Consider the following 12,606-nt stretch of genomic DNA (forward strand, 5'->3'; position numbering starts at 1 on the left):
GCGTTCATATCTTTGGTTAGGATGAAATCATAATGAACGCATCGTGTATAGTATAAGGAATGAAATTTTAAAAGGATGAATGTAAATGAAAAAAGTCATCGTAGTCGGTGCTGGAATTTTAGGAGCCTCCACTGCCTATCATTTAGCTAAATACGGAGCTGAGGTCACGATCATAGACCGCAAAGATGAGGGACAAGCAACAGATGCTGCTGCCGGAATCGTCTGCCCCTGGGTGTCACAGCGAAGAAATCAAGCCTGGTATAAGCTTGCCAAAGGCGGAGCCCGTTATTATCCTGAATTAATTGATGAACTAGAAAAAGAAGGTGAATCAGATACGGGATATAAGCGGGTTGGGGCGATTATCCTGCATCGTGATGAAGATAAGATTAAGAAGATTGAAGAACGGGCGATTAAAAGAAAAGAAGATGCACCGGAAATCGGCAAAATCACGCCATTATCTAAAATAGAAACTAAAAAAAGTTTTCCTCCGCTATCAGATGATTATTTCTCCGTTCATATTGAAGGAGCTGCACGTGTTGATGGCCGTGCTTTAAGAGACTCCCTTTTAAGAGCTGCCGAGAAAAAAGGAGCCGTTTATATTCTTGGAGATGCTGTGCTTCAATATGAAGACAGTCTAGTGTCAGGTGTGTTTGCTAATGGGAACGTTTTTTCTGCCGATGAAGTCATTATTTGTGCAGGAGCATGGGCAAATGAATTAGTAAAGCCGCTTGGCATTACTTTTAAGGTTACCTATCAAAAAGCTCAGATTGCCCATTTAAAAATGGAAGACGCAAATACCGCATCATGGCCGGTTGTCATGCCTCCAAGTGATCAATATTTGCTCGCATTTGACGAACAGCGGATTGTAGCCGGAGCAACGCATGAAAATGAGATTGAAGATTTCGATACCAGAATTACAGCTGGCGGACTGCAGGAGGTTTTTAATAAGGCATTAGAAACGGCGCCAGGCTTAGAAGGCAGTACATTTCTTGAAGCAAGAACCGGTTTTAGGCCATATACTCCGGGCTTTTTGCCTGCAGTTGGTTTTGTTCCTGGCTTTCAGGGCTTGGCAGCTGCAAATGGACTCGGTGCTTCCGGGCTGACGATGGGTCCTTTTATTGGCCGAGAACTTGCAAAGCTTGCACTTGGAATGGAACTTGAGATTGACCTTGATCTGTATAAAATTGAAGCGGCTTTGGGGGACTGAAGATCCCCCTCCCTTTTTCCCATTTTGAAAATAAAAAAAAGATATACGATAACCGTATATCCCTTAAATTAATCCTATTAACTTCAATCCGATGAAAACAAAGATCCAGCTGTCAAGCCTGTCGAGAATACCTCCGTGACCAGGAAGGAGCTTGCCTGAATCTTTTACTTGGAAGTGGCGTTTTAAAGCTGATTCGACAAGATCTCCAACTTGGCCGGCAATAGAAACGACAAAAATCAGAAGAACAGTTTCACTATAATTGTCAAATGGCTGAAAACTCATTTGCATAACAAGACCAATAATAAGCGCAATGATAATGCCTCCGATTGACCCTTCAATCGTCTTATTCGGGCTAACCTTTTCAGCAAGCTTCGTTTTGCCGAACTTTCTGCCGACGAAATAGGCTCCAGAATCAGTTGCCCATATTGAAATTAAGACTGCAAGCGTCCAAATAAGTCCTTCATCAATTCTTGCTTCAGCCAAAAACACAAAGCCAAATCCAATGTAGAGAACTCCGATCAGCAGCGTTCCCGCTTTTTCAATCGAATATTCAATATTAAAAACGGTAGATGTCAGGAAAAACAAAACGAGTGCCAGCAGCACTTTAATTTGGATAATCTCAAACGTTACATTTAAAAACGGGAGAAGCGGGAGAAATAATAGCACAATTCCTGCAAGGCCAACAAAATATTTCGTCCCGTACTTTCTAATTTTAATGATGGTTGTCAATTCATGAAAAGCAATGATGGCTAAAATCATGGCTAAATAAGTAAACCAAAATGCTCCAATGTAGAATGGAATCATGAATAAAATCAAGATAATAATGCCGGTGATGACGCGTTCTTTCATTTGTTACACTTCCTTATCTTTTTTTCCATTAGAATTGATTGTACTATAAAGATAAGAAAAACGAAAAACAAATCTGTATTTTAAAATAGAAATTTCCTGTAATTCTAATAAAATACATCAATAAAATAAGTAAGACCAAATGCATCAAAGCATTTGGTCTTAGATTATGTAATTCAGCCTTCTTCTTCTTCGTCCATCATTTCGTCAAATGCAGCGGATACTTTATCGAACTCATCGTCGCTTTCGATGGCAGTGAAATCTCCTTCTTCGTCAACACGAAGGAAATAGATGTCAATGTCTTCGTCTGTATCCTGCTGAATTTCTTCGACAAAACCGACTGCAACATATTCAGTGCCTTCTACAGTTAATACCCCAAGAACTTCTACTTCCTGCTCTTGATCGTTCTCATCGCTGATTGTGAAAATCTCGCCTACTTCAATTTTATCCATCGTAAAATCTCCTTTCATTAGTTGAAATTCGGATGAATTCTTTGCTTTAGTTATTTTCCCTAATTCAAATAATATAATCCTCTATTGAAACCAATTTATTATAACACTTTGAACGGCAAATACCTATTAAACGTTTTACAGCAGCCTTCACATCATTGATGCTGTATTAAATTCAAAAAAAGTCTGATTAAGGCATTTTTAAAAAGCTCCCCGAGAGTCCTAAAACTTAGATTTTTTAAATTAAATCAAATCAAAAAAAACATCCGGAAGGCCGGATGTTTTTTTTGATTATTTATAAAACACTTTATCTACATTGTATTTAGCCTGAAGCTCATTAATAATGTATGTTTCGTAAATTTCACGATCTACTGCATTGTCAACGATGCAAACGGCAATTTCATGTACTTCATCACGGTTGTTTTTGATTGGAGATACAGTATCTTCAAAATGTTTTTTGATTCTTTGTCTAAGCTTCCGTGCTTTGCCTACAAACAAAAGTTCTTCATTGATATTGTAAAACATGAAAATTCCGCCTTTATCGCGGGGAATTCTGTTGTAATCAGTAAAACCGTATTCGCTGCTTAATGGAGCTTCAACAGGCTGACCTTTAACCGGATTTCTTGTCAGGACAACATCTGCTCTCGGGATTTCAATTTTAATCATTAAGATTCACTTCCTATATTATGTGACTTGTTCTTATCAATTTCGAACGAAAAATGAACTTATGTATTATCTCATACGTATAGCAGAAAATGCCACCAAATCTTATAAAAAGAGTATTCAATATATTAATTTGTTTTCACCAATAAGGTACACATGGTTTTGTTTTTCTGCGAAAACGGCTGAATCCCCTGTCTTGAGGGTGTTATAGACAAATGCAGACACTTGCAGCCGGGCACCTGTTGAAAGTTTGATGTGATAAACAGGGTGAGACATAACATTTATTCCTGATTCTAAAATGTCTGTTGTCTCGTATTTTTCCAAAATGGATCCTTTATGTGTTGTAAATGTAAGTTCATTATTTACAAAGCCTGTCCAAGCATAATAAAGGAAAAGTCCTGCCATAAAGAAAATGATCAGATGTGCGGCCCGCTTCATTAAAATCACCTCAATATAGTTATATCCAATTTCAGTATAATAAAAAGCTGCGACTTCATTCCGCAGCTTTTTTCAGATTTATTTCTTTCACCTTTTGATGAGCTTCATCAGGCCACCATGCTCCGCAATCATCAGAAACCACACATGCTGCACATTTTTCAAGGTCATACACCTTCATGCCTGTAATCGGAGGAGAATAAAGGTGGACCGTTACAAGGTTGGTGCCTTGTTCCTCCCCCATTTTATGTACGCCTCCTTTTGGCGCAAAAAAGATTTTCCCACTCTCTTTTTTCTCTGTAAATAGTTCAGAAGGCAGCTGATTCTCTTTGACCTCATATATAGTGTTTTCAGACACCCCGTTTATGACTTGAATCCATCCATGCGACTTCCCGTGATCATGCGGCACGCATTCCAGCTTAGACCAGTTCATCACAAGCAGCTCAAGTGATTCATTTTTATAAAGCAGCTTTCGGTAGTAAGGTTTGTTTTGTTCGTTTTTAAGAAAGGGTTCTAATTCTTCCAGCTGTATATTCAAATTCTTTAAAGCTTCCAATAATTCCATTTTCGACGCAGTTTGAACTTTTCCAAGGATGGTTTGAATTTTATTATAAAGCTTCAAAATAATAACCTCCGATCGTTCAAGTATCACTATACACATTATGATTCGATATCTTATCCATATGTAAAAAAATTTCTATCGACATTGTCACATGTTTCGATGCTGGTGAATAACCTAATTCGCAGAGGAGGGATTATAATGAACAATTACCAATATGGGTATTACCCTGGGAATTGGACGCAGGAAGAGCCATATGAAAATAGAGAAGATGCAATGAGCTCTTGCAGAAGGCATATGAATTTTTATGTCATTGCACGAATATCAGATGGCTCTCAAGTAGAAGGAATTATCGAAGATATGGATAATGAGGGTGTCACAATGATGATTCCTGAAGAAGTGGAAGAAAGTGAAATGGATGCGAACAGGCAATATGGGTATAGAAGAAGATTCCGACGCTACCGAAGACGCCGTTTTCCCTATTACGCGTTCATCTTTCCATTTTTTATCCCTTATCCATTCTATTATTAAAAGCTAAAACTCACGAAGCGGAGAGGTTTCCTAATGAAACCTCTTTTTTCTAATTCATTACAAGCTTAAAATCCTGTGCTATGATAGGGATATATGTTCATACTAAGGAGCTTTTTAAATGAATTCTAAAGAAACACAAGAACAAATCATCCGCAATTATCAGCGCGACGAGCAAATGATGATTCTTGTCTTTGCCCAGTGGTGCATCAATCATGATCTTAACCCTGCAGAACTTTATGGACAGGCATATCCTGATCAGACGGAAAATCATGAATTGAAGCAAGCAATCGAATTAACTGTGTCCAAAGAGGAAGCTGGCGAAATTTCAAATGATACACTACTTGGTGTCCTCTCCCTGTTTGGAAATGACGATCTAGCTTTTGTTGTTACGGAAGAGATCGCAAAATGGAAAAAGAAATCATGACAGGATAAAAACCAACAGAAGTTGGTTTTTTTGTGTTAAAGATTTGAAAGATCCTTTTTCTTTGGAGGCTTTGTCATCGTATATTCTTTAATAGATTCACTCTTTGTGAAAAGATTGAATATATACTCTTTCGTTATCTTGAAATTCTCTTCTGCTTTTTCAGCGAGATAAGAAACCCTTTCAAAAACAACTGATTTTAAGTGAGCGATATCTCTTGAAATTTTTTCGGTCAAAGCTTCTTGATGATTGATCCTCTCGATGACACTTTTATGAAACACCTCTTGCAGTTCCAGCCTATTACTAATCTGTTCTTTCAGTTCAGCATGCGAATTCAGCTGGTCTATTAATTTCCCCTGAAGATTCTCATACGTTTTAAATCTCCCTGAAAGTTCTCTTATAGACTGATCCTGTAATGTGAGCTGATCAATAATTGCCCCGCTTACATGACCTTCACTCAATAATTTGCTCATCATTTCTTTGTTTGAATTTTCAAGGATATCTAAACGTTCACTCATTATCCTTGATGCAGACTGCTGTGTTTCTATATTTGACAACAGCGGTGCTGTCGCGGCTTCCTGTTTTTCTAATTGCCGGTATACAGCATGAAAGTGCTGCGTTTGCTCTGTTCTGGACTCAAGCAATATGCTGTTTAAGGCATTTGCTGCATGCGAAAGTTCAGTATTTACCTGCTGCTGGTGTTTCAGAAAGTCTTGCATATAATTGACACGGAAGTATTCCTGATTTGAAGTGCCCGCTGTTGAAGGAATCGTTAGAAATGCCTTTGATTGACCTTTATGGCTGTCGAAATTGGACACAATTTCCCTCCTTTTTGCTATTCATTCTTTATAGTCTATGTAGGTGTCTTTTTCTATGTGACCCTCAAGTGTTTCGGCTTAAAATACAGAAAAATAGAAGGGAATGGAGAATTGTTGGAGAGTTCTTTGGCATCGAAGGCCATGAAACGGTTTATTAGAACTAATTAAGTATGGGGATAAAGTTTTCTGGCACCTTTTTTCAGTGAGAATGTATTAAAGATGCCAGTTCAAAAGAATTTGTAAGGGTTTTCAGTTTCTGAACTATTTAAGTAAGGACATAAATTTATCATTTACGTATGCCTTTATTTCTGTTTCTAGTTTTTTGGATTGAATAAACAACTTGAAATCTTCTTTTGACATATCCGATTTCATGGCAGTGTCGACTAAGATTGCCAATTCTTTATTTGAAATAATCGTTTTCATCTTTTGCCTCCTATATTTAAATTAATAGATCATTCGTTTTTAAGAACGTTTTTCCGAGGGTCACCAAAATCTTCTTTTTAAATCCTTTATTTAGGGCATATTATGTGTGGAGGTGATTGGAATGAGCAGTAAATTTACAGGATCAAACCGCGGTAAAGCAGCACCCAGCGTGAATCCTCAAGGCCATGGAAAAGATACTGAGTTTTCATCTGAGCCGAAAAGCGAGCTTGAGAATAGAGCTAAAAAATCCAATACGAAAATGTAAAATGATGAGGCAGCAGTTACTGTGTGAACATGCTGCCCCATAATTCTGAACGGACTTCTTTAAAACAATTCATAATAAGTCTGCAATGCCTCTCTTGTAAAATGAGAGGCTATTTACTATTTTGCCGCTTTAAAGAAATACTCAATCAGGAAGGATTTGTTAGCTTTAGTTTTTATCAAAAGACAGAACCTATAAATGCAGTAAAAAGTATTTATGAAATGGGTGATCGAAATGAATAAAAATAATATCCAAATCCTTCCTATCATTGCTTCTATCGGCATCGGTGCTGCTGCCTACAGTATGATGACAGGCCGCGGAGGACAGCTTCAGAATGTGATGCCGCAATTAACGGGAATGAGCAGTCTTGGGGCAAATAACCAACTTTCTGCGCAGCCTGAGCAAAATCAGTAAAATAAATCAGCTGATCGGGAGAACGAACGATGATGGCTTCTCCTGATCATATATGGAAAGGAGAAGCTATATGGAAATTCATTTTTCTAGCATGCTAAATAGAACGAAAATGAATCTAATTCAGGCCGCTGCTTTTGTAAAACAGCGAATCGATTCACTGACAGGAACTCAAACTGCTACAATTGAACAATTAGCAGCTTATATTCAATTTCATCCCGAAACAGTAAAAAGAACCAGGCATCTTTTAGGTCTGACCTTTTCGTTTTATTCATTGGATCAAGGTGATGTACATTACAAGCTGGAAACCAGGGGGACTGACATATTACAGCTTGATGTACGTACTCCAGACCATAAGGTTGTTGCTTACAGGTCTTACCGGGATCAATCCAGTTTAGAAACACCTATCCGTTTTTTTAAACTGACATAATTAGAGAGCTAATCATTTATTAGCTCTCTGGCTTCTTATTTTTATTAGCTCTTTGGCTTCTTATTTTAATTCTTCAAGAATCATTTTATGAAAATCAACTGAATGGGAAGCAGGCTTTTCCCCTTTCAAATCCTCCAGCTGATCTATCATCTTTTTCGCTTCTGCCAAATAAGAAATCGCTTCTTTCATTTTATCCTTATATGCTTTAGTGGTTCTTTGAATTTCTAGTGCAAATCTTTCATCTGTACCTGGCGTTATGCAATTTTCATACATATCGATTATTTCATCGGCTTGACGCTCAGGCTCATATTCATGAGGTGCCGTACTGTCAAAAATAGCAATGCTTAATTCCCGCAGTATAACCATGTCGAGGCTGTTTGGATCAAATCCGCAATGATAGACTTCCACATCAAATCCTCTTTCTTCACCAGCAGCTGCAATTTTCTTCAGCATTGTTGATTTGCCGGATCCTGCTCTCCCCTTAATAAAATAACGCTTTTCGATATCTTCTGTTAAATTTTGAATAAAATCTACTGCTCCATCAGGTGTAGCTGCCCCAAGGAAACGGTGTTTTACATCAGAAGGTTTGCCGGCTTTCTCTTCTCCATAGAAAAGGTCTATCAGATCATTTGTTAACTGATTCGCTTTAGTAAAATCCATATTTGCGATATATATATCTTCAATGTCATCATGTGCTTTCAGCGAAGCTGCGAACGTTTCGTATGCCTGCTCAAATTTAGTAGAGATGTCGGCTGTAAGCTGGCCAATTGCATCATAATTTGCAGAAAGCTGAATCATTTCATGTTCAAGGACAATCACTTGCAGGCTTTCAACCGAAATATAACTGCGGATATCAGGCACAGCGTGATCGAAGATTCCTATTCCGGCTTTTGGGATAATGAACCCGTCGATCCACTCATTATGTGATGGACAGTGCAAATACTCAATAGAATGACCTGCTGACAAAAATGATTCACTTATTGATTTCATGTATTCAGACCTGAAGGCTCTTGATCCGCCTTGAAGTAAAAACACACGTGACAAATCTTTAACGGCAGATTCATAAAGACTGAAATATCCTTTAGCGGTATTCCCGCCGGCAAAATAATGAAGAACTTTACCGCTCATCCAATCATCCTCTCACTCTTTTCTTCTAACATATGTTCAAAATGAGCAAGGGTGAACGCCTATTTATGAAATTCATTGAATATTGGATCATTGAAGCATTTTGATTCCAAAATATCGAGTGAAATCAGAAAAAGAGGAATCATAGCCCCTTATGATTCCACAAACCAGATCAAATTCAGAAATAGAGGAATCATAGACTCGTATGATTCCACAAATTAGATCAAATTCGAAAAAAGAGGAATCATAGACCCCTTATGATTCCGCAAACCGGATCAAATTCAGATAAAGAGGAAACAAAGTCCTTTCCCCCCAATCAATCCCGCGCCAAGCTAAAAAAATAAAAACCTGCAGAAATGCAGGTTTCTAAAATCACTTATTGTTCAATACTCTCTAAGTCATTTATTAGTTCAAAGAGAAAACTATAGATCATTTCAAATGCTTTGTTCAAGGTCATATCTCCATGAAAGCCGTCTATGAGATCACAATCAAAATTTAAATCCCATAAACCGTCTTTATCATTGAAAAGCAGCTGGAATTTTGTTGTCTCCCCATTGGCCTTTTCATTAAACCATTTTCGGATGCTGCTGCCGGCGGCCTTTTTCTGTTTTAAACCGAGCAGTCCTTTATATGTGCCAAAAACATCATCATGTTCAAGCGTTAAACCGTCAATTTTAATCATATCAAACCAATCAGATTCTAAATATACAAACTCTTTTTGATTCGCTTTTAAGAAATTTACTTTTTCCTGAAGAAACTTGGATGGGTTTTCAGCTGAAATTAATTCTTCTGTTTCTTTATCAACGCGTTCTATATAAGCATCTTTGAAGCGAGACAGTGCTTTTTCTTCCACTAGTTTAATTTGTTCAGGAACAATGCCATGCGCCTCAGCATATTCTTTTTCTTCTTTGTAAATGCCAATAGATTGATTTTGCGGATGATGATTTATTTGATTTTCAATATATGCTTTAATCGTTTTTTGCAGCATGTTAAGTCCTCCTGTTTTTGCGGAAATCTATTCCTATCATAACCCAACATGAAACTGCTGCAAACAAACATATAAAAAAATCGAACTTGGTATTCTGATTCGATTCGTATAGTCCTTTTATGAATAATTATCCTGCAGAGCTTTATCCAGCAGCTTTTGACACCTGTCAAGCTCTGCCTTCAGCTGTTTTTTATATAACTTTGCTTTCTCATAATCCTCGAACTTGTAATAAACGACCTCCTGAAGTTTCATGCCCTCTTTCTTTCGTTTAACCTGTTTCAATACTCCGTCTTCTATCAATTCATGCAGCGATTTATAGACTTCTGAATGATTTGGTCTGTATCCATATCTTCTGAATTCATCACGGAGCACATCAAGCAGCTTTAGTCCATACAGTTTATCCTGTTCCGTCATTCGGATCATATAGAGCTTAAGAAACGCCCTCTGTTTTAATAAAAATCCGCTCGCACTTCTTTTCTCACCCATTCGAAACATCTCCCTCGTGAAGATATTTTGATATCATTATGTTCTAATAATTCAATGTTTTTAAGTAAATACCTGCTTTTGGGAAAAAATGAGTCTTTTGCCCCTTTAATTACTTTTTAGTAGAAAGTGAAATATGGGAATGACAAAAATATTGTCTGAGTTTTATTAATATATTGATTATTTAGAACATAGTTTAATTTGAATAGGTGATTTAAATGGCAGCTTTAGAATGGATGCAGGTCCGATAGAATTTAAAAATGCCTATGTCTATCATAATTATTTTGAGAGTTAAAATATCTGGAGAAAAAAGGATTAGTTACTCCAAATAAAATGAGAAAAGCAGTAGTTAAAACTGCTTTTCTCAGCATTGAATTAAATGGGGTTCTTATTTTTCTTTAGACATTTTATTATTTTAGAGAGGTGAAAAATTGAATGTTCCTTTCTTATTTTGTCTGAGAAGGACTTTTTAATTATGTTTATTTAGATCATAGTTTAACTAAATATGTTTTCCATAGTTGTTATCTTTTATCTGCTCTATATCTTTAGTCACATGTCCCTTCTAATAGATGCTCATACATGTGTGTTAACTGTTGATGTATCTCCGGAAAAGATATTCTTTTATCCAATCTTGAATCGTTTTCATCTCTCTTCTTTTCTACGTAATTTATTTGAACCCGTCTGAATGTAACAGGCTCTACCACTGCCTCTCACAAAAAAAATGATTTATCGCTCACTCCATCAGTAATGACACTTATTTTTGAACCACGAAGTTCTCCATATATCGATAAATCGCATAAGCTACCCCATTCTCATCATTTTTAAGGGTTGTCGTTGTACAAACAGTTTTTATAACATCTTTCGCATTTCCCATTGCTACGCTGTATCCAACTTTCTGGAACATGGATAAATCATTGTTGCTGTCCCCAATTGCCATAGCCTGCTCTAAGGTGCCGTTCATCGAGAAAGCCAATTTTTCAAGGGCCGTTCCTTTTGAAGCACTTTTACTAGTCATTTCAATGTTATGATCAGCAGATGAAACAACCATCAACTCATCAATTTTTTTGAATTGGTTCCATGCTTCCTCTAGTTTCGTTTTATCAAAAGAACATGCTAAAATATTATAAAATTCTTCCTCCTGTTTTAAGATTTCATGATAGTTTTCAACTATTACATATCCAAATTGGTCAAATTGCCTTTCGGCTACTTCAACTAATTCTTTCATATCTGGACTCAAATCTGCACTTTTCAAACTTTTAATCTCATTATGGAAATGTTCTCTTCCTTTTTTAAGAGTATAAATGGCTTTATCAGTAAACACTTCGTAATAATAATTTCGTTCATCTAACCATTGGAGAATAGATTCGACACGATCTTTAGTTATTGTAATAGAAGAAATGCACTTTCCGCTTTTTGAATGAATGGTCGCGCCATTTGTCCCGATTACAAATGGGGAAATCCCGGCTTTTTCACAAATTGTTTGAACATCAAAATAAGCCCGTCCTGTTGAAATAACTACTTCAAAGCCTCTATCCTGGGCATATTGAATCGCCTTTATATTTTCTTCACTAATTTCATTCTGGTCGTTTAATAATGTTCCGTCTAAATCTATCGCAATGAAACTCATGCTATATAGCTCCTTTTCTCATTCAATCTATTAAATTTTCTTTCTAGCTTTTTACGTGCTATCAATAAAAATCTATCAAAAAAGAGAGAGAACTCCCTCTTCCATCTCGATTTGTTATTTTATGAATTGACTATGCTTGAATCCAATTGATTTCCTCTAATTTTGAATGATTTCTCCATTCCTCAGGAAATGGCTGCTCGCAGACAATCACATCGACTTTTTCTAGAGGACAAACTTTACAAAATGTGTCGACACCAATTTTCGAGTAATCCGTTAGCAATATTATTTGCTTGGATACATCAATCATCTTGCGTGAAACCAATGTTTCATGTAAATGATAATTACTAACTCCGCTTTGCACCGAAACACCGCCAGCTGAAATGAACGCTTTATCAATATTAAATTGATTTAGCATTTGTTCGGTGAGACCGCCGCTAATAGATTGGTGCCTGGGATCAATTTGTCCGCCAAGTAAAATAACTTGACCTGAAAATTTTTTTTGATTGAGCAAATCAGTCAACATAGATGACACAGGAAGAGAATTGGTTAATATCGTAATGTCTTTTTTATTTTCAATACATTGCGCAAATTCAAGCATGGTTGTCCCTACATCAATGACAATTACATCTCCGTTAGAAACGAGTTCTGCTGCTTTTTTACCAACCTTGACTTTCGCTTCTTGATTCACGGTTGACCGCTGTATGAATGGAGGTTCCTCGAATTGAAAGACCGTTTTGATAGCTCCACCGTAAACCCTTTTTAAAAGTCCTTTTTCCTCTAATATCATTAAATCGCGTCGAATTGTTTCCTCTGAAACATTAAATTGATCAACTAATTCCATCACCTTTACTTTTCCAATTTTGTTCAGTTCTTTTAAAATTTCATTCTTTCTTTCTTCTGGCAAAACAGACATATTTCATCCTCCACG

General features: G+C 36.8%; 18 protein-coding genes. 6 read left to right on the forward strand and 12 right to left on the reverse strand.

Annotation, left to right across the window (positions count from 1 at the left end; genetic code table 11):
• The first annotated feature begins 85 nt into the window (after nucleotides 1-85).
• Nucleotides 86-1,207, forward strand: coding sequence for an NAD(P)/FAD-dependent oxidoreductase (locus ABEQ24_RS06120; protein ID WP_430005931.1), 1,122 nt, complete (start codon nucleotides 86-88; stop codon nucleotides 1,205-1,207).
• Nucleotides 1,208-1,270: 63 nt separating this feature from the next.
• Here the strand turns inward: ABEQ24_RS06120 and ABEQ24_RS06125 are convergent, their stop codons facing one another.
• The 5 genes from ABEQ24_RS06125 to ABEQ24_RS06145 form a co-directional block, all read right to left on the reverse strand.
• Nucleotides 1,271-2,056 carry a phosphatidate cytidylyltransferase gene (locus tag ABEQ24_RS06125; protein ID WP_430005932.1) on the reverse strand — a complete coding sequence of 262 codons (786 nt, stop codon included), beginning with the start codon at nucleotides 2,054-2,056 and terminating at the stop codon, nucleotides 1,271-1,273.
• 173 nt (nucleotides 2,057-2,229) lie between these two features.
• Nucleotides 2,230-2,505, reverse strand: a complete 276-nt coding sequence (locus ABEQ24_RS06130; protein WP_430005933.1) for a DUF1292 domain-containing protein — start codon at nucleotides 2,503-2,505, stop codon at nucleotides 2,230-2,232.
• A gap of 288 nt (nucleotides 2,506-2,793) precedes the next feature.
• Entirely contained in the window at nucleotides 2,794-3,168 is a 375-nt protein-coding gene (locus ABEQ24_RS06135) for a nucleotide excision repair endonuclease (protein ID WP_430005934.1), read from the reverse strand.
• Between the two features lie 117 nt (nucleotides 3,169-3,285).
• A complete protein-coding gene (locus tag ABEQ24_RS06140; protein WP_430005935.1) occupies nucleotides 3,286-3,603 on the reverse strand; it encodes a hypothetical protein in 318 nt (105 codons plus the stop codon).
• Between the two features lie 55 nt (nucleotides 3,604-3,658).
• Nucleotides 3,659-4,222, reverse strand: a complete 564-nt coding sequence (locus tag ABEQ24_RS06145; RefSeq protein WP_430005936.1) for a cysteine dioxygenase — start codon at nucleotides 4,220-4,222, stop codon at nucleotides 3,659-3,661.
• Nucleotides 4,223-4,360: 138 nt separating this feature from the next.
• Between ABEQ24_RS06145 and ABEQ24_RS06150 the strand changes: the two genes are divergently transcribed.
• Complete coding sequence (locus ABEQ24_RS06150) at nucleotides 4,361-4,690, forward strand: hypothetical protein (RefSeq protein WP_430005937.1); 330 nt, start codon at nucleotides 4,361-4,363, stop codon at nucleotides 4,688-4,690.
• A gap of 118 nt (nucleotides 4,691-4,808) precedes the next feature.
• The gene (locus ABEQ24_RS06155; protein WP_430005938.1) at nucleotides 4,809-5,114 is read left to right on the forward strand and encodes a hypothetical protein; all 306 of its coding nucleotides are present in this window, start codon (nucleotides 4,809-4,811) and stop codon (nucleotides 5,112-5,114) included.
• Nucleotides 5,115-5,149: 35 nt separating this feature from the next.
• On the opposite strand, the gene ABEQ24_RS06160 is transcribed toward ABEQ24_RS06155, so the two are convergent.
• Together ABEQ24_RS06160 and ABEQ24_RS06165 are read right to left on the reverse strand one after the other, a co-directional pair.
• On the reverse strand, nucleotides 5,150-5,929 hold the full coding sequence (locus tag ABEQ24_RS06160; protein WP_430005939.1) for a hypothetical protein: 780 nt from the start codon (nucleotides 5,927-5,929) through the stop codon (nucleotides 5,150-5,152).
• Nucleotides 5,930-6,190: 261 nt separating this feature from the next.
• Nucleotides 6,191-6,352 carry a hypothetical protein gene (locus ABEQ24_RS06165; protein ID WP_430005940.1) on the reverse strand — a complete coding sequence of 54 codons (162 nt, stop codon included), beginning with the start codon at nucleotides 6,350-6,352 and terminating at the stop codon, nucleotides 6,191-6,193.
• Between the two features lie 121 nt (nucleotides 6,353-6,473).
• On the opposite strand from ABEQ24_RS06165, the gene sspL reads away from it, so the two are divergent.
• From sspL to ABEQ24_RS06180, 3 genes are all read left to right on the forward strand, one after another.
• Nucleotides 6,474-6,617 carry a small, acid-soluble spore protein L gene (gene sspL, locus ABEQ24_RS06170; RefSeq protein ID WP_430005941.1) on the forward strand — a complete coding sequence of 48 codons (144 nt, stop codon included), beginning with the start codon at nucleotides 6,474-6,476 and terminating at the stop codon, nucleotides 6,615-6,617.
• A 231-nt stretch (nucleotides 6,618-6,848) separates the two neighbouring features.
• The gene (locus ABEQ24_RS06175; RefSeq protein ID WP_430005942.1) at nucleotides 6,849-7,028 is read left to right on the forward strand and encodes a hypothetical protein; all 180 of its coding nucleotides are present in this window, start codon (nucleotides 6,849-6,851) and stop codon (nucleotides 7,026-7,028) included.
• 70 nt (nucleotides 7,029-7,098) lie between these two features.
• Nucleotides 7,099-7,455, forward strand: coding sequence for a hypothetical protein (locus ABEQ24_RS06180; protein ID WP_430005943.1), 357 nt, complete (start codon nucleotides 7,099-7,101; stop codon nucleotides 7,453-7,455).
• A 60-nt stretch (nucleotides 7,456-7,515) separates the two neighbouring features.
• Here the strand turns inward: ABEQ24_RS06180 and ABEQ24_RS06185 are convergent, their stop codons facing one another.
• The 5 genes from ABEQ24_RS06185 to ABEQ24_RS06205 all read right to left on the reverse strand — a co-directional run bounded on the left by ABEQ24_RS06185 (nucleotide 7,516) and on the right by ABEQ24_RS06205 (nucleotide 12,591).
• Nucleotides 7,516-8,583: a PRK06851 family protein gene (locus tag ABEQ24_RS06185; RefSeq protein ID WP_430005944.1), complete on the reverse strand. Its 1,068-nt coding sequence runs from the start codon at nucleotides 8,581-8,583 to the stop codon at nucleotides 7,516-7,518.
• Between the two features lie 373 nt (nucleotides 8,584-8,956).
• Complete coding sequence (locus ABEQ24_RS06190) at nucleotides 8,957-9,568, reverse strand: hypothetical protein (protein WP_430005945.1); 612 nt, start codon at nucleotides 9,566-9,568, stop codon at nucleotides 8,957-8,959.
• 117 nt (nucleotides 9,569-9,685) lie between these two features.
• Nucleotides 9,686-10,054 (reverse strand): helix-turn-helix transcriptional regulator, encoded by a 369-nt coding sequence (locus ABEQ24_RS06195; RefSeq protein ID WP_070877428.1) that lies wholly within the window; start codon nucleotides 10,052-10,054, stop codon nucleotides 9,686-9,688.
• Between the two features lie 751 nt (nucleotides 10,055-10,805).
• Complete coding sequence (locus tag ABEQ24_RS06200) at nucleotides 10,806-11,678, reverse strand: HAD family hydrolase (RefSeq protein ID WP_430005946.1); 873 nt, start codon at nucleotides 11,676-11,678, stop codon at nucleotides 10,806-10,808.
• 130 nt (nucleotides 11,679-11,808) lie between these two features.
• Nucleotides 11,809-12,591 (reverse strand): DeoR/GlpR family DNA-binding transcription regulator, encoded by a 783-nt coding sequence (locus tag ABEQ24_RS06205; RefSeq protein ID WP_430005947.1) that lies wholly within the window; start codon nucleotides 12,589-12,591, stop codon nucleotides 11,809-11,811.
• Nucleotides 12,592-12,606: the final 15 nt, after the last annotated feature.

This window comes from Metabacillus idriensis (assembly GCF_050483325.1).
Taxonomy (GTDB): domain Bacteria; phylum Bacillota; class Bacilli; order Bacillales; family Bacillaceae; genus Bacillus_P; species Bacillus_P idriensis_A.